At 33.4% G+C, this 26,411-nt stretch carries 26 protein-coding genes and 1 other annotated feature; of the genes, 24 read left to right on the forward strand and 2 right to left on the reverse strand.

Annotation, left to right across the window (positions count from 1 at the left end; translation table 11 throughout):
• Window positions 1–176 precede the first annotated feature (176 nt).
• Window positions 177–1,547 carry a MocR-like pyridoxine biosynthesis transcription factor PdxR gene (locus tag HMPREF2629_RS05585; protein ID WP_070813198.1) on the reverse strand — a complete coding sequence of 457 codons (1,371 nt, stop codon included), beginning with the start codon at window positions 1,545–1,547 and terminating at the stop codon, window positions 177–179.
• A gap of 95 nt (window positions 1,548–1,642) precedes the next feature.
• Here HMPREF2629_RS05585 and pdxS point away from each other — a divergent pair, with 95 nt between their 5' ends.
• The gene (gene pdxS, locus HMPREF2629_RS05590) at window positions 1,643–2,530 is read left to right on the forward strand and encodes a pyridoxal 5'-phosphate synthase lyase subunit PdxS (RefSeq protein WP_017175298.1); all 888 of its coding nucleotides are present in this window, start codon (window positions 1,643–1,645) and stop codon (window positions 2,528–2,530) included.
• 3 nt (window positions 2,531–2,533) lie between these two features.
• Window positions 2,534–3,088: a pyridoxal 5'-phosphate synthase glutaminase subunit PdxT gene (gene pdxT / locus HMPREF2629_RS05595; protein ID WP_017175299.1), complete on the forward strand. Its 555-nt coding sequence runs from the start codon at window positions 2,534–2,536 to the stop codon at window positions 3,086–3,088.
• A gap of 37 nt (window positions 3,089–3,125) precedes the next feature.
• On the opposite strand, the gene HMPREF2629_RS05600 is transcribed toward pdxT, so the two are convergent.
• On the reverse strand, window positions 3,126–4,340 hold the full coding sequence (locus HMPREF2629_RS05600) for a NupC/NupG family nucleoside CNT transporter (protein ID WP_049419862.1): 1,215 nt from the start codon (window positions 4,338–4,340) through the stop codon (window positions 3,126–3,128).
• A 153-nt stretch (window positions 4,341–4,493) separates the two neighbouring features.
• On the opposite strand from HMPREF2629_RS05600, the gene HMPREF2629_RS05605 reads away from it, so the two are divergent.
• The 22 genes from HMPREF2629_RS05605 to rpoB all read left to right on the forward strand — a co-directional run bounded on the left by HMPREF2629_RS05605 (window position 4,494) and on the right by rpoB (window position 26,404).
• The gene (locus HMPREF2629_RS05605) at window positions 4,494–4,955 is read left to right on the forward strand and encodes a CtsR family transcriptional regulator (protein WP_002449017.1); all 462 of its coding nucleotides are present in this window, start codon (window positions 4,494–4,496) and stop codon (window positions 4,953–4,955) included.
• A gap of 31 nt (window positions 4,956–4,986) precedes the next feature.
• Window positions 4,987–5,550, forward strand: a complete 564-nt coding sequence (locus HMPREF2629_RS05610; RefSeq protein WP_017175301.1) for a UvrB/UvrC motif-containing protein — start codon at window positions 4,987–4,989, stop codon at window positions 5,548–5,550.
• Window positions 5,543–6,550 (forward strand): protein arginine kinase, encoded by a 1,008-nt coding sequence (locus HMPREF2629_RS05615; RefSeq protein WP_017175302.1) that lies wholly within the window; start codon window positions 5,543–5,545, stop codon window positions 6,548–6,550. The genes HMPREF2629_RS05610 and HMPREF2629_RS05615 overlap by 8 nt, the downstream gene beginning before the upstream one ends.
• Window positions 6,551–6,565: 15 nt before the next feature.
• Window positions 6,566–9,037 (forward strand): ATP-dependent Clp protease ATP-binding subunit, encoded by a 2,472-nt coding sequence (locus HMPREF2629_RS05620; RefSeq protein WP_017175303.1) that lies wholly within the window; start codon window positions 6,566–6,568, stop codon window positions 9,035–9,037.
• Between the two features lie 133 nt (window positions 9,038–9,170).
• Window positions 9,171–10,544 carry a DNA repair protein RadA gene (gene radA / locus HMPREF2629_RS05625; protein WP_017175304.1) on the forward strand — a complete coding sequence of 458 codons (1,374 nt, stop codon included), beginning with the start codon at window positions 9,171–9,173 and terminating at the stop codon, window positions 10,542–10,544.
• 22 nt (window positions 10,545–10,566) lie between these two features.
• Window positions 10,567–11,640 carry a PIN/TRAM domain-containing protein gene (locus HMPREF2629_RS05630; protein WP_048762006.1) on the forward strand — a complete coding sequence of 358 codons (1,074 nt, stop codon included), beginning with the start codon at window positions 10,567–10,569 and terminating at the stop codon, window positions 11,638–11,640.
• 277 nt (window positions 11,641–11,917) lie between these two features.
• Window positions 11,918–13,372: a glutamate--tRNA ligase gene (gltX, locus tag HMPREF2629_RS05635; protein WP_049382349.1), complete on the forward strand. Its 1,455-nt coding sequence runs from the start codon at window positions 11,918–11,920 to the stop codon at window positions 13,370–13,372.
• A gap of 386 nt (window positions 13,373–13,758) precedes the next feature.
• Window positions 13,759–14,388 carry a serine O-acetyltransferase gene (cysE, locus tag HMPREF2629_RS05640; protein ID WP_170999993.1) on the forward strand — a complete coding sequence of 210 codons (630 nt, stop codon included), beginning with the start codon at window positions 13,759–13,761 and terminating at the stop codon, window positions 14,386–14,388.
• Window positions 14,372–15,772 carry a cysteine--tRNA ligase gene (gene cysS / locus HMPREF2629_RS05645; RefSeq protein ID WP_070813199.1) on the forward strand — a complete coding sequence of 467 codons (1,401 nt, stop codon included), beginning with the start codon at window positions 14,372–14,374 and terminating at the stop codon, window positions 15,770–15,772. Before cysE ends, cysS begins: the two co-directional genes overlap by 17 nt.
• 1 nt (window position 15,773) lies before the next feature.
• Window positions 15,774–16,160 carry a Mini-ribonuclease 3 gene (locus HMPREF2629_RS05650; RefSeq protein ID WP_070813200.1) on the forward strand — a complete coding sequence of 129 codons (387 nt, stop codon included), beginning with the start codon at window positions 15,774–15,776 and terminating at the stop codon, window positions 16,158–16,160.
• Window positions 16,161–16,168: 8 nt separating this feature from the next.
• A complete protein-coding gene (gene rlmB / locus HMPREF2629_RS05655) occupies window positions 16,169–16,918 on the forward strand; it encodes a 23S rRNA (guanosine(2251)-2'-O)-methyltransferase RlmB (RefSeq protein WP_037541103.1) in 750 nt (249 codons plus the stop codon).
• Entirely contained in the window at window positions 16,915–17,445 is a 531-nt protein-coding gene (locus HMPREF2629_RS05660) for an NYN domain-containing protein (protein WP_049415688.1), read from the forward strand. The genes rlmB and HMPREF2629_RS05660 overlap by 4 nt, the downstream gene beginning before the upstream one ends.
• A gap of 67 nt (window positions 17,446–17,512) precedes the next feature.
• A complete protein-coding gene (locus HMPREF2629_RS05665; RefSeq protein WP_017175312.1) occupies window positions 17,513–18,103 on the forward strand; it encodes a sigma-70 family RNA polymerase sigma factor in 591 nt (196 codons plus the stop codon).
• An 80-nt stretch (window positions 18,104–18,183) separates the two neighbouring features.
• Window positions 18,184–18,327 (forward strand): 50S ribosomal protein L33, encoded by a 144-nt coding sequence (gene rpmG / locus HMPREF2629_RS10910; protein WP_049336738.1) that lies wholly within the window; start codon window positions 18,184–18,186, stop codon window positions 18,325–18,327.
• 43 nt (window positions 18,328–18,370) lie between these two features.
• Window positions 18,371–18,571: a preprotein translocase subunit SecE gene (gene secE / locus HMPREF2629_RS05670; protein ID WP_017175313.1), complete on the forward strand. Its 201-nt coding sequence runs from the start codon at window positions 18,371–18,373 to the stop codon at window positions 18,569–18,571.
• A 17-nt stretch (window positions 18,572–18,588) separates the two neighbouring features.
• Complete coding sequence (gene nusG / locus HMPREF2629_RS05675; protein WP_017175314.1) at window positions 18,589–19,137, forward strand: transcription termination/antitermination protein NusG; 549 nt, start codon at window positions 18,589–18,591, stop codon at window positions 19,135–19,137.
• Window positions 19,138–19,323: 186 nt separating this feature from the next.
• Complete coding sequence (rplK, locus tag HMPREF2629_RS05680) at window positions 19,324–19,746, forward strand: 50S ribosomal protein L11 (protein WP_001832298.1); 423 nt, start codon at window positions 19,324–19,326, stop codon at window positions 19,744–19,746.
• A 206-nt stretch (window positions 19,747–19,952) separates the two neighbouring features.
• Window positions 19,953–20,648, forward strand: coding sequence for a 50S ribosomal protein L1 (gene rplA, locus HMPREF2629_RS05685; protein ID WP_017175315.1), 696 nt, complete (start codon window positions 19,953–19,955; stop codon window positions 20,646–20,648).
• 128 nt (window positions 20,649–20,776) lie between these two features.
• Window positions 20,777–20,930, forward strand: a sequence feature (ribosomal protein L10 leader region).
• A gap of 30 nt (window positions 20,931–20,960) precedes the next feature.
• A complete protein-coding gene (gene rplJ / locus HMPREF2629_RS05690) occupies window positions 20,961–21,461 on the forward strand; it encodes a 50S ribosomal protein L10 (RefSeq protein ID WP_002449049.1) in 501 nt (166 codons plus the stop codon).
• 39 nt (window positions 21,462–21,500) lie between these two features.
• On the forward strand, window positions 21,501–21,869 hold the full coding sequence (gene rplL, locus HMPREF2629_RS05695) for a 50S ribosomal protein L7/L12 (protein ID WP_002488409.1): 369 nt from the start codon (window positions 21,501–21,503) through the stop codon (window positions 21,867–21,869).
• 171 nt (window positions 21,870–22,040) lie between these two features.
• Window positions 22,041–22,649, forward strand: a complete 609-nt coding sequence (locus HMPREF2629_RS05700; protein WP_017175316.1) for a class I SAM-dependent methyltransferase — start codon at window positions 22,041–22,043, stop codon at window positions 22,647–22,649.
• Between the two features lie 203 nt (window positions 22,650–22,852).
• Window positions 22,853–26,404, forward strand: a complete 3,552-nt coding sequence (gene rpoB, locus HMPREF2629_RS05705) for a DNA-directed RNA polymerase subunit beta (RefSeq protein WP_002449020.1) — start codon at window positions 22,853–22,855, stop codon at window positions 26,402–26,404.
• The last annotated feature ends 7 nt before the right edge of the window (window positions 26,405–26,411 follow it).

The following is a 26,411-nucleotide window of genomic DNA, read 5'->3' on the forward strand; positions in this document are numbered from 1 at the left end:
GCTGATATTGAGACCGTGAGGTCTCTTTTTTTATTTTAAAATATATATCTATATATAACTAATTAAAAGATGACTAAATGAATATACACTAAGGATTGCTAGCATAGTGACTTTCATAAAAAAGTCCACGTTCAATGACTACCAATCCAAAATGAGTCAGAACTCATTTCTTCTATTTAAACAGTAAGTGCTTTAATAAGCGCATTAACATGCTTCTCTAATTTTTCTTCTGGGATACCTCCAAAGCCAATTAAGAAGGTAGGAGATTGTACTTTTTTGTTGCTATAAAGATAAGGCGTTAATTTAAGATTGCATTTTTTCGTTCTTTTTATGCATTCATTTAATGTTAAATTATTTTTAACTACAAGTGTGAAGTGCATTCCTGTTAGTGCGCCTTCAATTTTCAATTGTCCTTTATATGGTGTTAGTTTTTCTAAAATAAAAGTTAATTTATTTTTATATATTCTTCTCATTTTATTAAGATGACGTTCAAAGCTACCAGTTGCCATAAATTGTGCTACCATATGTTGTAGATGTACAGGCACAGTATTGCTTTCAACGTATTTCATCTCTCGGAATAATTTTAGCAGTTTATTTGGTAAGACAATGTATGCCATACGACAACTTGGATAAAGCGATTTCGAAAATGTACTAATATATATTACTTTTTGTTTTTTATCTAAATTCTGTAATGCTGGAATAGGTTTTCCGAAATATCTAAATTCTGAATCATAATCATCTTCAATAATATATCGTTCTTTCTTTTGTTGTGCCCATTTTATAAGTTGTGTGCGCTTCTTTAAACTCATCACATATCCTGTTGGAAATTGATGAGATGGTGTGATATATAAAATATCATTATTTTTTTGAAAGACTTCATCGATATTAATTCCATCTTTTTCTACTCTAGCTTGTGTATAACTTATTCTATGCTTATCCAGTACATGTTTAATTGGTGGATAACTAGGTTGTTCTATAATAAATGATGAATCTTTTAATAAATCAGTGACCATATTTAATAATTGTTCAGTTGAAGAGCCAATTATGATTTGATCTGGATGACAAGATACTCCTCTACTATTAAATAAATAATGAGAAATTTGCTGTCTTAAGTTAAATTCTCCTTGAACGCTTCCTTTACTCAAAAGGGCAAGTTGATCTTCTTCAAATACTTCTTTAGCATACCTTTTAAATAAATGGCTAGGAAAATGTTCAGCATCAATTTCAGCTAAATTGAATTGATACTGATACGTATTTTTCTGTGTAGTCTTATCAGTTTCTAATATATCACTTATGTCAGGGTAACTATTTGTTACTGGCAATGATTGAATTTCTGAAACATAATAACCTGAACGTGGTTTTGAGTATATAAATCCTTCATCTAAAAGTAACTGATAGGCATGCTCAATTGTAGTATGACTAAGTGATAAATGTTCACTCAACTGTCTTTTAGATGGAAATTTATCGTTTGATTCATATACACCTTCAATAATTTGTTTTTTTAACTTTTCATATAAAGAAATATATAATGATTTTTTCTTCGTCATAAATCTGACCCCTAATTTTTTATTAAAATTGTACCTTTTTAAACATCAGTTTATATTTTAAAATGGATTTAATCAATTGAAAAGGGGTTTTATAAATGTCTAAAATTGTAGGATCTGAAAGAGTTAAACGCGGTATGGCTGAAATGCAAAAAGGCGGCGTCATTATGGATGTTGTGAATGCTGAACAAGCTAGAATCGCAGAGGAAGCTGGAGCAGTAGCAGTTATGGCCTTAGAACGCGTACCATCTGATATTAGAGCAGCTGGTGGTGTAGCACGTAGTGCCAATCCTAAAATTGTTGAAGAAGTAATGAATGCTGTTTCAATTCCAGTAATGGCTAAAGCACGTATTGGTCATATTACAGAAGCACGTGTATTAGAAGCTATGGGTGTAGACTATATTGATGAATCTGAAGTTCTTACTCCTGCAGATGAAGAATTTCATTTAAGAAAAGATCAATTTACTGTACCATTTGTTTGTGGTTGCCGTAATTTAGGCGAAGCAGCACGACGTATTGGCGAAGGTGCAGCGATGTTACGTACTAAAGGAGAACCTGGAACAGGTAATATTGTAGAAGCTGTACGTCACATGAGAAAAGTTAATTCTGAGGTTAGTCGTCTAACTGTAATGAATGACGATGAAATTATGACTTATGCCAAAGAATTAGGTGCACCATATAATGTATTAAAACAAATTAAAGAAGAAGGTCGTTTACCAGTAGTAAACTTTGCAGCTGGTGGTGTAGCAACACCTCAAGATGCTGCCTTAATGATGGAATTAGGTGCTGATGGGGTATTTGTGGGTTCAGGTATTTTTAAATCTGAAGCGCCAGAAAAATTTGCAAAAGCTATTGTTCAAGCTACAACTCATTATCAAGATTATGAATTAATTGGAAAATTAGCAGCTGAATTAGGAACTGCAATGAAAGGTTTAGATATAAATAAAATCTCATTAGAAGAACGTATGCAAGAGCGTGGTTGGTAATTTATGAAGATTGGTGTATTAGCGTTACAAGGTGCAGTACGTGAACATATTCGTCACATTGAATTAAGTGGTCACGAAGGTATAGCAGTTAAGAAAGTTGAACAATTAGATGAAATTGATGGTCTTATTCTCCCTGGTGGTGAATCTACAACTTTAAGAAGACTTATGGATTTATATGGCTTTAAAGAAAAATTACAACAATCTGATTTACCAATGTTTGGAACTTGCGCAGGTCTTATTGTGCTTGCAAAAGATGTAGAAGGTGAGACAGGATATCTAAAAAAATTAGATATTACTGTTGCGCGTAATTCCTTTGGTAGACAAGTAGATAGTTTTGAAGCTGAGTTAGATGTTAAAGGTATTGCAAAAGATATAGAAGGTGTCTTTATAAGAGCACCACATATTGTTAGTGTAGAAAATAATGTAGAAATATTAAGTTCTATTAGTGATAAAATAGTAGCTGTTAAGCAAGGGAAATACCTAGGTGTGTCTTTCCATCCAGAATTAACAGATGATTATCGTATAACTCAGTATTTTATTGAACATATAGTTAAATAAAAAAAAGCTTGAGATTAAAGTCTCAAGCTTTTTCTTATTAAATGAAGAATCCAGCGATAGCAGCTGAAATAAATGATACAAGTGTTGCACCGAATAATAACTTAATACCAAAACGTGCTACGACATCACCTTTTTCAGAGTTAAGTGATTTAATCGCACCAGAAATGATACCAATAGAACTAAAGTTAGCAAATGAAACTAGAAATACAGACGTAATACCTTTTGCATGTTCAGAAATATCCTTCAAGCTTCCAAGTGATTGCATAGCAACAAATTCATTAGATAATAATTTTGTTGCCATCACAGAACCTGATTTAACTGCATCCTGCCAAGGAACACCTGCTAAGAAAGCAAATGGCGCAAACACAAAACCAATTAACGTTTGGAAATCCCATTTGATTGCTCCGCCAGAAATTAAACTAAAAATACCACTTACAAGGCCATTTAATAAAGCAATGATTGCAATGTAGCCAATTAACATTGCACCAACGATAACTGCTACTTTGAAACCATCTAAAATATATTCACCTAACATTTCAAAAAATGATTGTTTTTTAGTTTCTGATTCATCCACTAGCAATTTATCATCTTCTTCATTAACTGTATAAGGGTTAATAATAGAAGCAATAATGAAGCCACCAAATAAGTTTAATACAACCGCTGTAACAACGTATTTAGGTTCAATCAATGTAAAATATGCACCGATAATAGATGCAGATACAGTAGACATTGCAGAAGCAGTTAAAGTATATAAACGTTGTTTAGGTATATATGGTAATTGTTGTTTTAATGAAATAAATACTTCAGATTGGCCAAGAATCGCAGCTGCTACTGCATTATATGATTCTAAACGCCCCATACCATTAATTTTAGAGATTAAGAACCCTAACACATTAATAATCCATGGAAGAATTCTAGTATATTGTAAAATACCAATTAATGCCGAAATAAATACGATTGGTAATAAGACACTAAAGAAGAATGGTGGATTTTTTGGATCTACAAATTTAAATCCTCCAAAAACAAAATTAACCCCTTCAGCAGCTTTTTGTAACAAATAGTTAAATCCATTTGAAATACCACCAATAATTGTAATACCAGCAGTCGTTTTCAAAAGAATAAATGCGAATATAAGTTGAATAATTAATAATAATCCAACATAATGCCAACGAACATTCTTTTTATCTGAACTAAATAAAAATGCCAGCGCTAAAAAGACAATAATCCCAATGATCCCAATAAGAATATGCATAATTCTACTCCTTTAAAATTCTCTTTATCTTATATAATACAATAAAATAATAGAAGTAACATTAATATTTTTAAATAAAAAAACAAATTGGTTGAAAAAGGTCAAAGTTGGTCATATAATATAGTCAAAGAAGGTCAAAAGGGGTGGTAAATCATGCACAACATGTCTGACATCATAGAACAATACATTAAACAATTATTTGAAGAAAGTAATGAAGATATGGTAGAAATTCAAAGAGCTAATATTGCTCAACGTTTCGATTGTGTGCCTTCTCAACTCAACTATGTTATTAAAACGAGATTTACAAATGAACATGGTTATGAAATAGAAAGTAAACGTGGTGGAGGAGGATATATCCGAATCACGAAAATTGAAAATAAAGATGCAACGGGTTATATTAATCATCTATTGCAATTAATTGGTCCTTCTATATCTCAACAGCAAGCATATTATATAATTGATGGTTTGTTAGATAAAGGATTAATTAGTGATAGAGAAGCAAGAATGATTCAAGTGATTATTGATCGTGAAACACTATCAATGGATGTTGTTTCTAGAGATATTATTAGAGCAAATATTCTCAAACGATTATTACCTATCATTAATTACTATTAATAAATAATAAAGAAATGCGAGGTGTCTATGTGTGCTTTGCGAAAATTGTCATTTAAATGAAGCAGAGGTTAAACTCACAGTAAAAAGTAAAGATGGTACCTCTGAAAAGTGGGTGTGTTCAGAATGTGCGCAAGGAGAGCAACCTTGGAATCAACAAGAACATGCTGCGTCACATTCAGAGTTTCAAGATGATATTGAAGAAGCCTTTGTAGTCAAACAAATCTTACAACATTTAGCAACTAAACACGGATTAAATTTTCATGAAGTAGCATTTCAAGAAGAAAAACGATGTCCTACATGTAATATGACATTGAAAGATATAGCTCATGTAGGTAAATTTGGATGTGCAAATTGCTATGCAGTATTTAAAGAGGATATTGTTGATATTGTAAGACGAGTACAAGGTGGACAATTTGAACATGTAGGCAAGATGCCTCGTTCTTCACATCATAAACTGGCAATAAAAAAACAAATTGAAGAAAAAACGAATTACTTAAATATATTAATTGAAAAGCAAAAATTTGAAGAAGCAGCTGTCATTAGAGATGAAATTAAAGCCTTGAAACATGAAAGCGAGATGGAGCATGATGAATGATATGGATGCACATATTAGTGAATGGATGAAAGAAACAGATGAATCTCCCATTGTAATGTCTTCGCGTATTCGTTTAGCACGTAATTTAGAAAATCATGTTCATCCTTTAATGTTTCCATCTGAACAAGCAGGTTTTAGAGTAATCAATGAAGTGCAAGATGCACTACCTAATTTATCTTTAATGCGTTTAGATACCATGGACCAACAAAGTAAGATGAAGTTAGTGGCTAAACATCTCATTAGTAAAGAATTGATTAAACAACCAGCTTCAGCGGTGTTATTAAATGACGATGAATCTTTAAGTATTATGATTAATGAAGAAGATCATATACGAATTCAAGCAATGGGTAATGATTTATCTCTGACAGATTTATATCAAAAGGCTTCAGAAATTGATGATATTCTTGATGAACAATTAGAAATTAGTTTCGATGAAGATTTAGGTTATTTAACGACTTGTCCTACAAATATTGGGACTGGAATGCGAGCAAGTGTGATGCTTCATTTACCTGGATTATCTATAATGAAACGTATGAATCGTATTGCACAAACAATTAATCGTTTTGGATTTACGATTCGAGGTATATATGGCGAGGGTTCGCAAGTTTATGGTCATATTTATCAAATTTCAAATCAACTTACATTAGGTAAGACAGAAGAAGATATTATTGACCAGCTGACAGAAGTAGTTCAACAAATTATTAATGAAGAAATGCAAATTCGTGAACGTTTAACACAATATAGTGAATTAGAAACGCTTGACCGTATTTATCGTTCGTTAGGAATATTACAAAATAGCCGTATGATATCAATGGAAGAAGCGTCATATAGATTAAGTGAAATTAAGTTAGGCATAGATTTAGGATATTTAAATTTAAGTAACTTTAAGTTTAATGAATTAATGGTAAGTATCCAATCTGCGTTTTTATATAATGATGAAGATGAAAACGTATCTGTAAATGAAAAACGGGCAAATATATTAAGAAAACATACAAATTAGGAGGTTGTAAACGATATGTTATTTGGTAGATTAACTGAACGCGCACAACGTGTATTAGCACATGCACAAGAAGAAGCAATTCGTTTAAATCATTCGAACATTGGTACTGAGCACTTACTACTTGGATTAATGAAAGAACCAGAAGGTATTGCTGCTAAAGTACTTGAAAGTTTTAATATTACTGAAGATAAAGTTATTGAAGAAGTTGAAAAATTAATCGGTCATGGTCAAGAACATTCAGGTACGTTGCACTATACCCCAAGAGCTAAAAAAGTCATTGAACTATCAATGGATGAGGCAAGAAAATTGCATCATAATTTTGTAGGTACAGAACATATTTTATTAGGTTTAATTCGTGAAAATGAAGGAGTAGCAGCACGTGTATTTGCTAACTTAGATTTGAATATTACAAAAGCACGTGCACAAGTAGTGAAAGCATTAGGTAGTCCTGAAATGAATACTAAAAATGCAACTGCAAATAAATCAAACAACACTCCTACATTGGATGGACTAGCACGAGACTTAACAGTTATTGCTAAAGACGGTACGTTAGATCCAGTTGTGGGTAGAGATAAAGAAATTACACGTGTTATTGAAGTATTAAGTCGTAGAACTAAAAATAACCCTGTACTTATTGGTGAACCAGGTGTAGGTAAAACAGCCATTGCTGAAGGTCTTGCACAAGCTATTGTAAATAATGAAGTGCCAGAAACGCTAAAAAATAAACGTGTAATGTCACTAGATATGGGAACAGTCGTGGCAGGTACTAAATATCGTGGTGAATTCGAAGAACGTTTGAAAAAAGTCATGGATGAAATCCATCATGCAGGTAATGTCATTTTATTCATTGATGAATTGCATACACTAGTTGGTGCTGGTGGCGCAGAAGGTGCAATTGATGCATCTAATATTTTAAAACCAGCGTTAGCGCGTGGTGAATTACAATGCATTGGTGCAACAACATTAGATGAATATCGTAAAAACATCGAAAAAGATGCTGCATTAGAACGTCGTTTCCAACCTATTCAAGTTGATGAACCTTCTGTAGAAGATACTGTTGCTATTCTAAAAGGTTTACGTGATCGCTATGAAGCTCATCATCGTATTAATATTTCTGATGAAGCACTGGAAGCGGCTGCTAAATTAAGTAACCGTTATGTATCTGATCGTTTCCTACCAGATAAAGCAATTGATTTGATTGACGAAGCAAGTTCAAAAGTGAGACTAAAAAGTCACACAACTCCAAATAATTTAAAAGAGATTGAACAAGAAATTGAAAAAGTTAAAAATGAAAAAGATGCTGCCGTCCATGCACAAGAATTTGAAAATGCAGCTAACTTAAGAGATAAACAATCAAAACTTGAAAAACAATATGAAGATGCTAAAAATGAATGGAAGACATCTCAAGGTGGACAATCAACGTCATTATCTAAAGAAGATATTGCTGAAGTTATTGCAGGATGGACAGGTATTCCATTAACTAGAATTAATGAAACAGAGTCAGATCGTTTGCTTAATTTAGAAGAAACATTACATGATCGAGTAATTGGACAAAACGATGCTGTAACTTCTATTAGTAAAGCAGTTCGTCGTGCACGTGCAGGCCTAAAAGACCCTAAACGTCCAATCGGTAGTTTCATTTTCTTAGGACCAACTGGTGTAGGTAAAACAGAACTTGCACGTGCATTAGCTGAATCAATGTTTGGTGAAGAAGACGCAATGATACGTGTTGATATGAGTGAATTTATGGAGAAACATGCTGTGAGTCGTTTAGTTGGAGCGCCTCCAGGTTATGTAGGCCATGATGATGGCGGTCAATTAACTGAAAAAGTTAGACGTAAGCCATATTCTGTTATCCTATTTGATGAAATTGAAAAAGCGCATCCAGATGTGTTTAATATCTTATTACAAGTACTTGATGATGGACATCTAACTGATACAAAAGGGCGTCAAGTTGATTTCCGTAATACTGTTATTATTATGACATCAAATGTAGGAGCACAAGAACTACAAGATCAACGTTTCGCTGGATTCGGTGGTGCATCTGAAGGACAAGATTATGAAACAATTCGTAGAACTATGATGAAAGAACTTAAAAATTCATTCCGTCCTGAGTTCTTAAACCGTGTAGATGATATTATTGTTTTCCATAAATTAACAAAAGATGAACTTAAAGAAATTGTGACTATGATGGTAAATAAATTAACAAAACGTTTATCAGAACAAGATATTAATATTGTAGTTACTGATAAAGCTAAAGAAAAAATTGCCGAAGAAGGATATGATCCAGAATACGGTGCTCGTCCATTAATTAGAGCAATTCAAAAAACAGTTGAAGATAATTTAAGTGAATTGATACTTGATGGTAATCAAATTGAAGGAAAAGAAGTCACAATTGATCATGATGGTAATGAATTCAAATATGATATCCATGATAAACAAGAAAATAATATAGAAGATACAAAAGAACCAGCAACAGAAGAATAAAAAGAGCTTAAATTCAGAGTCTAGGAGTCATTAAATCCTAGACTCTTCTTTTCATTTATATATATATTTAAATTTGTCATTATAACTGGATACATATAAAATAGATATGTTCAAAAAAATCGGAGGTGCAGTTTTGGCCAAGAAAAAAGTAATTTTCGAATGTATGGCTTGTGGATATCAGTCTCCTAAATGGATGGGAAAATGTCCGAATTGTGGTGCTTGGAATCAAATGGAGGAAATTATTGAAAAGACTTCCAATCCAAAGCATGGCGTAAAAGCAAAAGAGACACAAGCAAAAGTACAGAAATTAAATAGTATTAAGCATGAGGCAACACCGAGAGTTCAAACGGACTCTAAAGAATTTAATCGTGTACTTGGTGGTGGAATTGTTAGTGGATCACTCGTACTGATTGGCGGCGACCCAGGTATTGGGAAATCTACATTATTATTACAGATTTGTGCATCGTTATCACAGAAACTTAATGTACTTTATATCACGGGTGAAGAATCACTAAATCAAACGAAATTGCGTGCAGATCGTCTAGAGGAAGACTCTAGTAATTTAAATGTACTAGCTGAAACAGATTTAGAAGTTATTCATCAAACCGTGGAACAAGAGCGCCCAGACATACTTGTTGTCGATTCAATTCAAACGATTTATCATCCTGAGATTAGTTCAGCACCTGGCTCAGTATCACAAGTTCGAGAAAGTACACAAAGTTTAATGAATATTGCAAAACAAATGAATATCGCAACTTTTATAGTAGGTCACGTAACAAAAGAAGGGCAAATTGCTGGTCCAAGACTATTAGAACATATGGTAGATACAGTTTTATACTTCGAAGGTGATGAACACCATGCTTATCGAATTCTAAGAGCAGTTAAAAATCGTTTTGGTTCAACAAATGAAATGGGTATTTTTGAAATGAAACAAAGTGGTTTGAAAGGGGTACAAAACCCTTCAGAAATGTTTTTAGAAGAACGCTCTACAAATGTTCCAGGATCAACAATTGTGGCTACTATGGAAGGCACACGACCACTATTGATTGAGGTGCAATCTCTAGTAACACCTACTACATTTAATAATCCAAGACGAATGGCCACAGGCATCGACCACAATCGACTTAGCTTGCTTATGGCTGTTTTAGAGAAAAAAGAAAATTATCTTTTACAACAACAAGATGCTTACATTAAAGTAGCGGGTGGAGTGAGACTTACTGAACCGGCTGTAGATTTAAGTATTATTGTAGCGACTGCTTCAAGTTTTAAAGATAAAGCCGTAGATGGTTTGGATTGTTATATTGGTGAAGTGGGATTAACTGGTGAGGTAAGACGAGTATCGCGTATCGAGCAACGTGTACAAGAAGCGGCAAAACTAGGATTTAAGAGAGTGATTATTCCCCAAACGAATATAGGTGGATGGACATTCCCAGAAGGTGTTCAGGTCGTTGGTGTGACAACGGTACATGATGCCTTAACATATGCGTTTAGTAATCGCTCATCATAGGCATTTAAAGGGGTGATAACGTATGAAGGTATTAAAAGGAATTATTATTATAATCTACATCATTCTTGGTGCATCATTTGGAATCATGTTAATTCCAGAAATTTTAAATGATTTAGGTATGAACAACCATCCCATTTATACTAATCATTATGTTGATGGTTTAATAGGGATGATTGTATTCTTTCTAATATTTGGGTTATTTATTAATAAAGTAACACGATTACTTAAAGAAGCTGAAATGTGGATTATGCAACGTAGTGCAGTTGAAATTTTGTTTGCTACACTAGGATTAGTCGTTGGTTTATTTATTTCAGTAATGGTTTCATTTATTTTAGAAATGATAGGAAATTCTATATTAAATCACCTTGTGCCTATTATTATTACATTATTATTATGTTATTTAGGATTCCAGTTTGGTTTGAAAAAGCGTGATGAAATGCTTATGTTTTTGCCAGAAAATATAGCACGTTCAATGTCTAAAAATAATATCAGCGCCATACCTAAACTGTTAGATACAAGTGCAATTATTGATGGAAGAATTTTAGATATTATTAAATGCGGATTTATAGATGGAGAAATTCTTATTCCTCAAGGAGTTATAAATGAATTACAAGTAGTTGCAGATGCTAATGATAGTATCAAACGTGAAAAAGGACAACGTGGATTAGATATTTTAAATCAACTTTATGATTTAGACTATCCAACTCGTGTGATTCATCCTCAAAAATCTCATAGTGATATTGACAAACTGTTAGTTGAATTAGCTCAAGTTTATCATGCTCATGTCATTACAACCGATTTCAACTTGAATAAGGTATGTCATGTTCAAGGGATTACTGCATTAAATGTTAATGATTTGTCAGAAGCAATTAAACCCAATGTTCATCAAGGTGACCGACTTAATATTTTATTAACTAAAATGGGTAAAGAACCTGGCCAAGGGGTAGGATATCTAGATGATGGAACAATGGTAGTTGTAGATCATGCCAAATCTCTTATAGGTAAACAGGTTGAATTAGAAGTCATTAGTTTATTACAAACATCATCTGGTCGTATTATATTTGCTAAGACTATAGAGGAGTCCTTAAGTGAATAGAGAAAAGGGTTTCATGTGAAACGTATTCATTTATAAATTATTGTATAACATTTTTCGCTATGAGATATTGATGAGTAACGTAACAACAACAGCAATAGACTTATCAAACCAGCCAATTAATGCTACAATAATAAGGAAATGCGAAGTTGATCTAAGTATAGATTAGAAGTTAAAGTTATTCAAAAACGATTCTTTAAAGATTGTTTGGGATAACTTTTTTCTAATGAAAGAAATCATTCGCTATAAAGAATGAATAACAAAATTAGGAGTGAAACGAATGAGTGAACGCGTAAGAGTAAGATATGCGCCAAGTCCAACTGGATATTTACACATCGGAAATGCAAGAACTGCATTATTTAATTATTTATTTGCTAAACATTATGATGGAGATTTTGTAGTACGTATTGAAGATACAGATAGTAAAAGAAATCTTGAAGATGGAGAATCTTCACAATTTGATAACTTAAAATGGTTAGGCTTAGATTGGGATGAATCTATCGATAAAGACAAAGGTCATGGTCCTTATCGTCAGTCTGAACGTGCAGACATCTATAATCCACTTATTCAACAATTATTAGATGAAGATAAAGCATACAAATGTTACATGACTGAAGAAGAATTAGAAGAAGAACGTGAAGCTCAAATTGCTCGTGGAGAAATGCCACGATATGGCGGTAAACATGCACATCTAACTGAAGAACAACGTCAACAATTTGAAGTTGAAGGACGCAAACCCGCTATTCGTTTCCGTGTTCCAAAAGATAAAACATATACATTTGATGATATGGTTAAAGGAGAAATTTCTTTTGACTCTAATAATATTGGAGATTGGGTTATCGTGAAAAAAGATGGCGTCCCTACGTATAATTTCGCGGTAGCAGTAGATGATCACTATATGGAAATTTCTGATGTTATTCGTGGAGATGATCATGTATCAAATACACCTAAGCAATTAATGATTTATGAAGCATTTGGTTGGGAATCACCACGTTTTGCGCATATGTCATTAATTGTAAATGAACAACGTAAAAAATTAAGTAAACGAGATGGCCAAATTTTACAATTTATCGAGCAATATCGTGATTTAGGTTATTTACCTGAAGCGTTATTCAATTTTATTGCTTTACTAGGTTGGTCTCCTGAAGGTGAAGATGAGATCTTTTCTAAAGAAGAATTCATTAAGATTTTTGATGAACAACGTCTTTCTAAATCTCCAGCAATGTTTGATAGACAAAAATTAGCTTGGGTTAACAACCAATATATGAAAACAAAAGATACAGAAACAGTATTTGAGCTTGCTTTACCACACTTGATCAAAGCAAATTTAATTCCTGAAAATCCAAGTGAAGAAGATAAAGAATGGGGACGCAAATTAATTGGTCTTTATCAAAAAGAAATGAGTTATGCAGGAGAAATTGTTCCGTTATCAGAAATGTTCTTCCATGATATGCCTGAATTAGGTGAAGAAGAACAAGAGGTATTAAATGGCGAACAAGTTCCTGAATTAATGTCTCATTTATATGGTAAATTAGAAGCGCTTGAACCATTTGAAGCTGCTGAAATTAAAAAAACGATTAAAGAAGTACAAAAAGAAACGGGTATTAAAGGTAAACAATTATTTATGCCTATTCGTGTAGCAGTGACTGGTCAAATGCATGGTCCTGAATTACCGAATACAATTGAAGTATTAGGAAAAGAAAAAGTACTATCTCGTTTAAAAAAATATGTTTAAAACAATGTTAATATAATAAGTCAGACACACATGTTTAAACTTGAAATTTTATAAAAAACTTCTTATGATAAAATTAAACATATGTTAGTTAAAGGATTAGTAAATATACGATAATGTTGTTAGAGAGTATGCGGTTGCTGTGAGCATATCATTATCTATATCGAATGCACCTTTGAATGTTCAATTAAATATAGAAATGAGTATGATAAGGTAGACTAGTATGTTCATCAACTTACTTTATCTAAAATGAAGAGTGGAACCGTGCAATAGCGCCTCTAGCAGTTAATGTTAGGGGCGCTTTTTTTAAATATTTGAATTATTATACATGGACTGTAAGATATTCATAATATATAGAAAATGGGGAGGCGAGCGTCTTGATAAAAAGAATGAAAGATGATGTAAAAATGGTATTTGAACAAGACCCTGCAGCACGTACAACATTTGAAGTAATCACAACTTATGCAGGCTTGCATGCGGTATGGAGTCACTTAATTGCACATAAATTATATAATAAAAAACACTACGTTTTAGCGAGAATGATTTCACAAGTATCTCGCTTTTTTACAGGAATTGAAATTCATCCTGGAGCAAAAATCGGAAAACGTCTATTTATTGATCATGGTATGGGTGTAGTCATTGGTGAAACATGTACGATTGGAGATAACGTAACTATTTATCAAGGCGTGACACTTGGTGGTACAGGTAAACAAAAAGGAAAGCGTCATCCAGATATTGGAGATAATGTTTTAATTGCAGCAGGATCAAAAGTTTTAGGAAATATCCAAATTAATTCTAATGTTAATATTGGTGCGAATTCAGTAGTCTTACAATCTGTGCCAAGTTATACAACAGTTGTAGGCATTCCAGGTCATATTGTTAAACAAGAAGGAAAACGAATTGGGAAAACATTTGATCATCGTAATTTGCCTGATCCTTTATTTGAACAAATTAAGCAACTAGAACGACAATTGGAAAAAGCTAAGAATGGAGAGATTAAAGATGATTACATTATATAATACTTTAACACGTCAAAAAGAGGTGTTTAAGCCTATTGAGCCTGGTAAGGTAAAAATGTATGTATGTGGACCTACAGTGTATAATTACATTCATATTGGTAATGCCCGTCCAGCAATTAATTATGACGTGGTACGTCGATATTTTGAATATAAAGGCTATACGGTTGATTACGTATCTAATTTTACTGATGTAGATGATAAACTCATTAATCGGTCTAAAGAATTAAATGAAAGTGTGCCAGAAATTGCTGATCGATATATCAAGGCATTCTATGAAGATGTAGGGGCACTTAATGTTAAAAGAGCGACATCTAATCCGCGAGTAATGAATCATATGGATGAAATCATTGACTTCATTAAACAACTTGTAGATGAAGGTTATGCATATGAAAGTAATGGAGATGTGTATTTTAGAACCCGTAAATTTGATGGATATGGTAAATTAAGTCATCAGTCTATTGATGATTTAAAAGTTGGCGCTCGTATAGAAGCAGGTGAACAAAAAGAGGATGCATTGGACTTTACGCTATGGAAAAAGGCAAAACCTGGAGAAATTAGTTGGGAGAGCCCATTTGGACAAGGACGTCCAGGATGGCATATTGAATGCTCTGTAATGGCTTATCATGAATTGGGAAAAACAATTGATATCCATGCAGGAGGATCAGATTTACAATTTCCACATCATGAAAATGAAATAGCGCAATCTGAAGCACACAATCACGCGCCTTTTGCTAATTATTGGATGCATAATGGTTTCATTAATATAGATAATGAAAAAATGAGTAAATCATTAGGTAACTTTATTTTAGTACACGATATTATTAAAGAAATTGATCCAGATGTATTACGTTTCTTCATGATCAGTGTTCATTATAGAAGTCCAATCAACTATAACGTTGAATTAGTGAATGCTGCTAAAAGTGGATTAGAGCGTATACGTAATAGTTATCAATTAATTAAAGAAAGAGAAGCAATCGCAACTGATTTAGAAACACAAACAGACTATATTGATCAAATTAATGATATTTTAAAACAATTTGAAGCTGTAATGGAGGATGATTTTAATACAGCAAATGCTGTAACTGCATGGTATGATTTATCGAAATTAGCTAATAAATATGTATTAGAAAATACAACATCTACTAAAGTGATTCAGCGCTTTAAAGAAGTATATCACATTTTTAGTGACGTATTAGGTGTGCCATTAGAAGGAAAAGAAAATGATGTATTACTTGATGAAGACATAGAAAAACTTATCGAAGAACGTCATGAAGCACGTAAAAATAAAAATTTTGCTCGAGCTGACGAAATTAGAGATATGCTAAAAGAACAAAATATTATTCTTGAAGATACGCCTCAAGGTGTAAGATTTAGAAGGGGTTAATATGGATGCAAAGCTATTAAACCCATTAACGTTAGCTTATATGGGAGATGCTGTATTAGACCAGCATGTACGTGAATACATTGTGCTTAAATTACAGAGTAAACCGAATCGCTTACACCAAGTATCGAAACAATATGTGTCTGCAAAAAGCCAAGCACAAACGCTCGAGGTATTAATAACAAAAGAATGGTTTACTGAAGAAGAACAAGATATTGTTAGAAGAGGCCGTAACGCTAAAAGTTATACGAAAGCTAAAAATACAGATGTACAAACGTATCGTAAAAGTTCAGGTTTAGAAGCTGTTATAGGATTTCTTTATTTAGATCATCAAAATGAACGATTAGATGCGTTACTTGATACGATTGTACAAATTGTTGATGAAAGGTAGTGAACATAGTGGAAGATATCGTTATTGTCGGTAGACACGCTGTTAAAGAAGCAATTGTGTCTGGTCATACAATAAATAAAATTTGGATACAAGAAGGAATAAGAAAGCAGCAAATTAATGATATTTTAAAAAATGCTAAAGCACAGAAATTGATTATACAAACTGTTCCAAAATCCAAATTAGATAATTTAGCAAATGCACCTCATCAAGGTGTAGCTGCACTGATTGCACCATACGAATATGCAGATTTTGATCAGTTTATTCAATCTCAAAAAGAAAAAGAAGGCCTTTCTACAATAATTATTTTAGATGGTTTAGAAGACCCACATAATCTTGGTTCGATCATTAGAACGGCAGATGCAAGTGGAGTAGATGGAGTTATTATCCCTAAGAGACGTTCTGTTGCGCTCACACAAACTGTCGCAAAAGCGTCAACAGGTGCGATTCAACATGTCCCAGTGATGCGTGTTACAAATTTATCAAAAACAATTGATGAGCTGAAAGATAATGGATATTGGGTAGCAGGAGCTGAAGCGGATAATGCTACAGATTATCGCAATATGGCTGCTGATATGCCATTGGCTATCGTAATTGGTAGTGAAGGGCAAGGTATGAGTAGATTGGTTAAAGATAAATGTGATTTCTATATTAAAATTCCTATGGTAGGCCATGTTAATAGCTTAAATGCTTCTGTAGCTGCTAGTTTAATGATGTATGAAGTCTATCGAAAACGACATCAAATTGGAGACACCCAATGAAAGATAGATATCTAATTATTGATGGTTACAATATGATTGGTCAATCAAAGGAATTGAGTAAAGTAGCAAGAGAAAGTTTAGAGGAAGCACGTGAACAACTCTTAGATGTGATTGCCAATTACAATGCAGTTGTCGCTGATGAGATTGTATGTGTATTTGATGCATATGAACAATCTGGTATAGAAAGAGAATACATGTATCATGGTGTTAAAACAGTTTTTACGAAAGAAAAAGAAACTGCAGATAGCTATATTGAGCGTTATGTATATAATTTATACAATAAACATACGACACATATTACAGTAGTGACTAGCGATATGAGCGAGCAACATGCTATTTTTGGAGCAGGTGCATATCGTGTTTCATCTAGAGAAATGTGGCGAGATTTAAAAGAGAATGCAATGACGGTTAGTAAATCAGTAGATGATTTTAATGAACGTAAACCAAGAACTCGAATTTCGTTATCAAAAGATGTACTTGCAGAATTTGAAAAAATACGACGAGGATATGGTAAAAAACATAAATAATACAGTCTTGATATTTAAAAGATGCGTCTTATACAATGTGCCTAACTTATAAAGAAAGGTTTTGTATATGACTTATCATTTTCGACAACTAGAAGATATATTTAAAGCTTTTCAATATAGCCAAAATACATTGGAGAAAGAACAGTTATTCGCAAATATAATGAATGTGATACGTCCTAAACTTATGATGAAGTTTAGAATGCTAGGTATAGATCATCAAGAACTGGAAGATTTAATTCAAGATACCTCGTTAAAGATATATTTAGCTTTACACACATTTAATTTTAATACGAATGTTCCATTCGAACATTATTTAAATCGTTTAGTTTATTCTGTAAAAAAAGATTTTTGGAGAAAACGTTATGCGTTTAATCAACGTCAACAATTGTTAATCAATGAATGTGTAGTAGAATATCGTTTGAATCAAATGATAAAAAGGACGGAAGAACTATATTTAACTAGATTAAGTAAAGAAGACTTGATAGATAGTTTTAAGAAGTTAAGTATGTTTGAAAGAGAAGTTGCAAATTTACTTCTACTTGATTATTCCCCATCAGAAATAGCGAAAAGACTAAATGTAAAAGATAAAGTAGTTTACAATAGTATTCAACGTTGTAAAATAAAAATGAAACAATATTTATTAAAATACAAATGTTAAGTATTTTAGTACGAGTTTGACAGTTTATTATAAGTTTATGTATAGTATACTGGTATTAATATGAGCAAAGGTGAATTGATGTGAGAAAAGTACCTTTAGTTTGTGAAATGTGTGGTAGCAGAAATTATAATGTACCTAAAAAAGAAACATCAGCTAAGAGATTACAACTGAAGAAATATTGTTCCAGATGTAATGAACACACGATGCATAAAGAATCAAAGTAATGAGTTTATAAGTATATACTTTGAAGAGCATGGAGGTAAGGTTATGGCTAAAGATAAAGACGCAAGTAAGAATAAAGAAAGTTTCTTCCAAGGCGTTAAAAGCGAAATGGAAAAAACAAGTTGGCCTACGAAAGAAGAACTTTTTAAATATACTGTCATTGTAGTAGCTACAGTAATTTTCTTTATGGTCTTTTTCTGGGTATTAGACGTAGGTATTGGTAATTTAATTGAATTATTTAGATAAGAGTAAGGAGTGACAACATGTCTGAAGAAGTTGGGACTAAGCGTTGGTACGCAGTGCATACGTATTCTGGATATGAAAATAAAGTTAAAAAGAATTTAGAAAAAAGAGTAGAATCAATGAATATGACAGAGCAAATTTTTAGAGTTGTCATACCTGAAGAGGAAGAAACACAAGTTAAAGATGGGAAAGCAAAAAAACAAGTTAAAAAGACATTTCCTGGGTATGTTTTAGTAGAACTTATTATGACAGATGAATCATGGTATGTTGTACGTAATACACCAGGTGTCACAGGATTTGTTGGTTCAGCAGGTGCAGGTTCAAAACCTAATCCATTACTTCCTGAAGAAATGAGATTTATCTTAAAACAAATGGGACTTAAAGAAAAAACAATTGATGTAGAATTAGATGTAGGTGAACAAGTCCGCATCAAATCAGGACCATTTGCAAATCAAGTTGGTGAAGTTCAAGAAATCGAAGCAGATAAATTTAAATTAACTGTATTAGTCGATATGTTTGGTAGAGAAACACCAGTTGAAGTAGAATTCGATCAAATAGAAAAATTATAATCATTTTAAATTATAAAGTATGATTTGCTTAAAAAGATGAAATTTTACTATTGATTTTTAATTAAGTTTAATGTTAAAATAATGTGGTCGCGTTTTTAGAACGCTCATTTCGTCACGAAATGTTTATGAGTGGGAGGGCAAAACTGAGCCCTGTGACCACATCACGATATCAAGGAGGTGCACATCGTGGCTAAAAAAGTAGAAAAAGTAGTTAAATTACAAATTCCTGCAGGTAAAGCGAACCCAGCACCACCAGTTGGTCCAGCATTAGGTCAAGCAGGTGTGAACATCATGGGATTCTGTAAAGAATTCAATGCACGTACACAAGAACAAGCAGGTTTAATCATTCCGGTAGAAATCAGTGTATATGAAGATCGTTCATTTACATTCATTACTAAAACTCCACCGGCTCCAGTACTACTTAAAAAAGCAGCTGGCGTTGAAAAAGGTTCTGGTGAACCAAACAAAACTAAAGTTGCTACAGTAACTAAAGATCAAGTACGTGAAATTGCTCAAACAAAAATGCAAGACTTAAACGCTGCAGACGAAGAAGCAGCTATGCGTATTATCGAAGGTACTGCACGTAGTATGGGTATCACTGTACAATAATTATTAAATGAAAATTAGTTTGAATTTGAAATAAACTGATAGACGATAGCAGGTAACAGAAACGACAACATATATTGTCTATGATTAGTCTTTAGTAAATTAATATTTATTATTGACATCATCTGTTATCTGCTCTTAACTTGTGTAAATCACACAAGTAAGCGTGGGAGGAAATTCCGCTAAAACCACTAAAGGAGGAACAATAAATGGCTAAAAAAGGTAAAAAGTATCAAGAAGCAGCTAATAAAGTTGACCGTACTAAATACTATAGTGTTGAAGAAGCAATTAAATTAGCTAAAGAAACTAGTATCGCTAACTTTGATGCATCAGTTGAAGTAGCATTCCGTTTAGGTATTGATACACGTAAAAATGACCAACAAATCCGTGGTGCAGTAGTGCTACCAAACGGTACTGGTAAATCACAACGTGTATTAGTTTTCGCTAAAGGTGATAAAATTACAGAAGCAGAAGAAGCAGGCGCAGATTACGTAGGTGAATCTGAATATGCTCAAAAAATCCAACAAGGTTGGTTCGACTTTGACGTAGTAGTAGCTACACCTGACATGATGGGTGAAGTTGGTAAATTAGGTCGTGTATTAGGACCTAAAGGTTTAATGCCAAACCCTAAAACTGGTACAGTAACTATGGACGTTAAAAAAGCTGTAGAAGAAATTAAAGCTGGTAAAGTTGAATATCGTGCTGAAAAAGCAGGTATCGTACATGCTACGATTGGTAAAGTATCTTTCGACGAAGAAAAATTAGTTGAAAACTTTAATGCTTTACAAGATGTTTTAGCTAAAGCTAAACCAGCATCTGCTAAAGGTACTTACTTCAAATCTGTTGCTGTAACTACAACAATGGGTCCTGGAGTTAAAGTAGATACTTCAGCATTTAAACTTTAATTTTAAATATATTAATAGATTATAGACTGGTAGATAATAATTGCTTATTTTGAAAAAGATAAGATACATTTTCTTCCAGTCTTTTTTCAAAAAAACAATTGACATATTACAATAAACAAGTTATATTATTTATTGTGATTATTTTACCTAAGACAGTAGGAGTTAATTTTTAACTTAAAACAATATCCTACCGAGGCTAAAATTGACTTGAACGTGATGATTATTATAATGATCTTTCAAGCACTTTTTGCCGTGGGTAGAAAGTGCTTTTTTTATTAAAAAAGCACCAAAAATAAAAATGGAGGTGTCTGAATGTCTGCTATTATTGAAGCTAAAAAACAACAAGTTGACGTTATCGCTGAACAACTTAAAAATTCAGTTTCAACTGTTATCGTGGACTACCGTGGTTTAACTGTTGCGGAAGTAACTGATTTACGTGCTCAATTACGTGAAGCTGGTGTTGAGTATAAAGTATACAAAAACACATTAGTTCGTCGTGCAGCTGAAAAAGCAGGTATCGAAGGCTTAGATGAATTCTTAACTGGTCCTACAGCTATCGCTACAACTACTGATGATGTAGTTGCTCCAGCGAAAGTGATCTCAGGATTTGCTAAAGAACATGAAGCTTTAGAAATTAAAACAGGCGTTATGGAAGGTAACGTTATCTCAGCAGAAGAAGTTAAAACTGTTGGTTCATTACCTTCACACGATGGTCTTGTATCTATGCTTTTATCAGTATTACAAGCTCCAGTACGCAACTTCGCTTATGCGGTTAAAGCTGTTGGAGAACAAAAAGAAGAAAGCGCTGAATAATTGCGCATAAAATTTTAAAATAAATGGAGGAATAATAAAATGGCTAATCAAGAACAAATCATTGAAGCAATTAAAGAAATGTCAGTATTAGAATTAAACGATTTAGTAAAAGCAATTGAAGAAGAATTTGGTGTAACAGCAGCAGCTCCTGTAGCAGCAGCTGGTGCAGCTGGTGGCGGAGACGCTGGCGCAGAAAAAACTGAATTTGACGTTGAATTAACTTCAGCTGGATCTTCAAAAATCAAAGTTGTTAAAGCAGTTAAAGAAGCAACTGGCTTAGGCTTAAAAGACGCTAAAGAATTAGTAGACAACGCTCCTAAAGTAATCAAAGAAGCTGTTGCTAAAGAAGATGCTGAAAAACTTAAAGAACAATTAGAAGAAGTTGGAGCTACTGTAGAATTAAAATAATTCTAGTATCTTAACTTAATATATAAGTAAATCATTTTAACTTAGTCACTTTAGAGTGAAAGCGTTAATGATTACTTGCATTCTTTGAGAAATTAAAACCCCGTTATTGTTGATAACGGGGTTTTAATTCATTTTCTAATCAAATAGATGAACAAATAAAGAGGTGAAATCATGAGTCACTACTATGATGAAAATCCTGAAGTACAAAGTGATGAAAAAACAATTCAATACTTTTATCATAAATCTCAGTTAAAACTAACGACAGATGCGGGCGTTTTTTCAAAAGGAAAAGTAGATTTTGGGTCTGATTTATTAGTACGAACGTTTTTAAATGAACATCCACCAGGTCCAAGTAAACGTATCATTGATGTTGGCTGTGGTTATGGTCCTATTGGTTTAATGATTGCTAAAGTGTCACCACACCATCAAATGACTATGGTGGATGTGAATCATCGAGCTTTACATTTAGCTGAAAAGAACAAAAAGCAAAATCAAATTGATAATGTCATCATTACAGAAAGTGATGGTCTGTCACAAGTTGAGAATGAATACTTTGACTTTGTATTAACAAATCCACCAATTAGAGCTGGGAAAAATGTTGTTCATCGAATCTTTGAAGAAGCATATCAAAAGCTAAAAAATCAAGGTGAACTCTATGTTGTCATTCAGAAAAAGCAAGGTATGCCTTCTGCTAAAAAGAAAATGGAAGAAATATTTAATAATGTAGAAACTGTGAACAAAAGTAAAGGGTACTATATATTGAAGAGCCAAAAAGGTTGATTTCAAAATGGTATTCTGATATAGTTATAAAATGTAAAAATTTATGTTCAACAAGTGTGTACTTTTACGCAAATTGAGCACGATAAACAAGAATAAGAGAAGAATCGAAAATGGTGTCATCAATTGTGTTGCCGTTTTCTTTTTGTCTTGTTATGTGAAATTTTGTGTATAAGTTCAACACAATATTTGAGGGGTGAATCTGTTTGGCAGGTCAAGTTGTCCAATATGGAAGACATCGTAAACGTAGAAATTATGCGAGAATTTCAGAAGTATTAGAATTACCTAACTTAATAGAAATTCAAACTAAATCTTATGACTGGTTCTTAAAAGAAGGTTTATTAGAAATGTTCCGTGATATTTCACCAATTGAAGATTTCACTGGAAACCTATCTTTAGAATTTGTGGATTATAGATTAGGTGAACCAAAATATGATTTAGAAGAATCAAAAAACCGTGACGCTACTTATGCTGCACCTCTTCGTGTTAAAGTACGTCTCATTATCAAAGAAACTGGTGAAGTTAAAGAACAAGAAGTTTTCATGGGTGACTTCCCATTGATGACGGATACTGGTACGTTCGTAATTAATGGTGCAGAACGTGTTATCGTTTCACAATTAGTACGTTCACCATCAGTATATTTTAATGAAAAAATAGATAAAAATGGACGTGAAAATTACGACGCAACGATTATTCCAAACCGTGGTGCGTGGTTAGAATATGAAACAGATGCTAAAGACATCGTTTACGTTCGAATTGATAGAACACGTAAATTACCTTTAACAGTATTATTACGTGCTTTAGGATTCTCTAGTGATCAAGAAATTATCGATTTATTAGGAGATAGTGAATACTTACGTAATACGCTTGAAAAAGATAGTACTGAAAATACTGAACAAGCTTTATTAGAAATCTATGAACGTTTACGTCCTGGTGAACCACCAACAGTTGAAAACGCAAAAAGCTTATTATATTCACGTTTCTTCGACCCTAAACGCTATGATTTAGCAAGTGTTGGTCGCTATAAAACAAATAAAAAGTTACACCTAAAACATCGTTTATTTAACCAAAAATTAGCTGAACCAATCGTTGACAGCGAAACAGGTGAAATTGTTGCTGAAGAAGGAACAGTTTTAGATCGTCGTAAATTAGACGAAATTATGAATGTTTTAGAGTCAAATGCAAACAGTGAAGTGTTCGAGTTAGAAGGTAGCGTTATTGATGAACCTGTAGAAATTCAATCAATTAAAGTGTATGTTCCAAATGATGAAGAAGAACGCACTACAACAGTGATTGGTAATGCATTACCTGATTCAGAAGTGAAATGTATTACACCAGCAGATATTATTGCCTCAATGAGTTATTTCTTTAACTTATTGAATGGTATTGGTTATACAGATGATATTGACCATTTAGGTAATCGTCGTTTACGTTCAGTAGGTGAACTGTTACAAAACCAATTCCGAATTGGTTTATCTAGAATGGAACGTGTCGTTCGCGAAAGAATGTCTATTCAAGATACTGATTCAATTACACCACAACAATTAATTAATATTAGACCTGTAATTGCTTCAATTAAAGAATTCTTTGGTAGTTCTCAATTGTCTCAATTCATGGACCAAGCTAACCCATTAGCAGAGTTAACACATAAACGTCGTCTTTCTGCTTTAGGACCTGGTGGTTTAACACGTGAACGTGCACAAATGGAAGTTCGTGACGTACACTATTCTCACTATGGTCGTATGTGTCCAATTGAAACACCAGAGGGACCAAACATTGGTTTAATTAACTCATTATCTAGTTATGCACGTGTAAATGAATTTGGTTTTATCGAAACACCATATCGTAAAGTAGATATTGATACAAATTCAATTACTGATCAAATTGATTATTTAACTGCTGATGAAGAAGATAGCTATGTAGTTGCACAAGCCAATTCTCGTTTAGATGAAAATGGTCGTTTCCTAGATGATGAAGTGGTATGTCGTTTCCGTGGTAACAATACTGTTATGGCAAAAGAAAAAATGGACTACATGGATGTATCACCTAAACAAGTAGTATCAGCAGCGACAGCTTGTATCCCATTCCTTGAAAACGATGACTCTAACCGTGCGTTAATGGGTGCGAACATGCAACGTCAAGCAGTACCATTGATGAATCCTGAAGCTCCATTTGTGGGTACAGGTATGGAACATGTGGCAGCTCGTGACTCTGGTGCAGCAATTACTGCAAAACATAGAGGTCGTGTTGAACATGTTGAGTCTAATGAAATCCTAGTTCGTCGTTTAGTTGAGGAAAATGGAACTGAACATGAAGGCGAATTAGACCGTTACCCATTAGCTAAATTTAAACGTTCAAACTCTGGTACTTGTTATAACCAACGTCCAATCGTTTCTGTAGGTGACGTTGTAGAATACAATGAAATTTTAGCTGATGGTCCTTCAATGGAATTAGGAGAAATGGCATTAGGTCGTAACGTCGTTGTAGGTTTCATGACTTGGGACGGATATAACTATGAGGATGCCGTTATCATGAGTGAACGATTAGTTAAAGACGATGTATATACTTCAATTCATATTGAAGAATACGAATCTGAAGCACGTGATACTAAATTAGGACCTGAAGAAATTACACGTGATATTCCTAACGTTTCTGAAAATGCACTTAAAAACTTAGACGATCGTGGTATTATATACGTCGGTGCAGAAGTTAAAGATGGAGATATCTTAGTTGGTAAAGTAACGCCAAAAGGTGTCACAGAATTAACTGCAGAAGAACGATTATTACACGCCATCTTTGGTGAAAAAGCAAGAGAAGTTCGCGATACTTCATTACGTGTGCCACATGGTGCAGGTGGTATCGTTCTAGACGTTAAAGTATTTAATCGTGAAGAAGGCGATGATACTTTATCACCAGGTGTGAACCAACTTGTTCGTGTATATATCGTTCAAAAACGTAAAATCCATGTTGGGGACAAAATGTGTGGTCGTCATGGTAACAAAGGGGTTATCTCTAAGATTGTTCCTGAAGAAGATATGCCTTACTTACCAGATGGACGTCCAATCGATATCATGTTAAACCCACTAGGTGTACCATCACGTATGAACATTGGACAAGTTTTAGAGTTACATTTAGGTATGGCTGCTAAAAACTTAGGTATTCATGTTGCTTCTCCAGTATTCGATGGTGCAAACGACGATGATGTATGGTCTACAATCGAAGAGGCTGGTATGGCACGTGATGGTAAAACAGTATTATATGATGGACGTACTGGTGAACCATTCGATAATCGTATTTCTGTTGGAGTAATGTATATGCTTAAACTTGCTCACATGGTTGACGATAAATTGCATGCGCGTTCAACTGGACCTTACTCACTTGTTACACAACAACCACTTGGCGGTAAAGCACAATTCGGTGGACAACGTTTCGGTGAGATGGAGGTATGGGCACTTGAAGCTTATGGTGCAGCATACACATTACAAGAAATCTTAACTTATAAATCTGACGATACTGTAGGTCGTGTTAAAACATACGAATCTATCGTTAAAGGTGAAAACATTTCAAGACCAAGTGTTCCTGAATCATTCCGAGTATTGATGAAAGAATTACAAAGTTTAGGTTTAGATGTAAAAGTTATGGATGAACATGATAATGAAATCGAAATGGCCGATGTTGATGATGAAGATGCAACTGAGCGCAAAGTAGATTTACAACAAAAAGATGTTCCAGAAACTCAAAAAGAAACTAACGAATAATAAAATT

The sequence above is a fragment of the Staphylococcus sp. HMSC034C12 genome, from assembly GCF_001835895.1.
In the GTDB taxonomy this organism is placed as follows: Bacteria; Bacillota; Bacilli; order Staphylococcales; family Staphylococcaceae; genus Staphylococcus; species Staphylococcus hominis.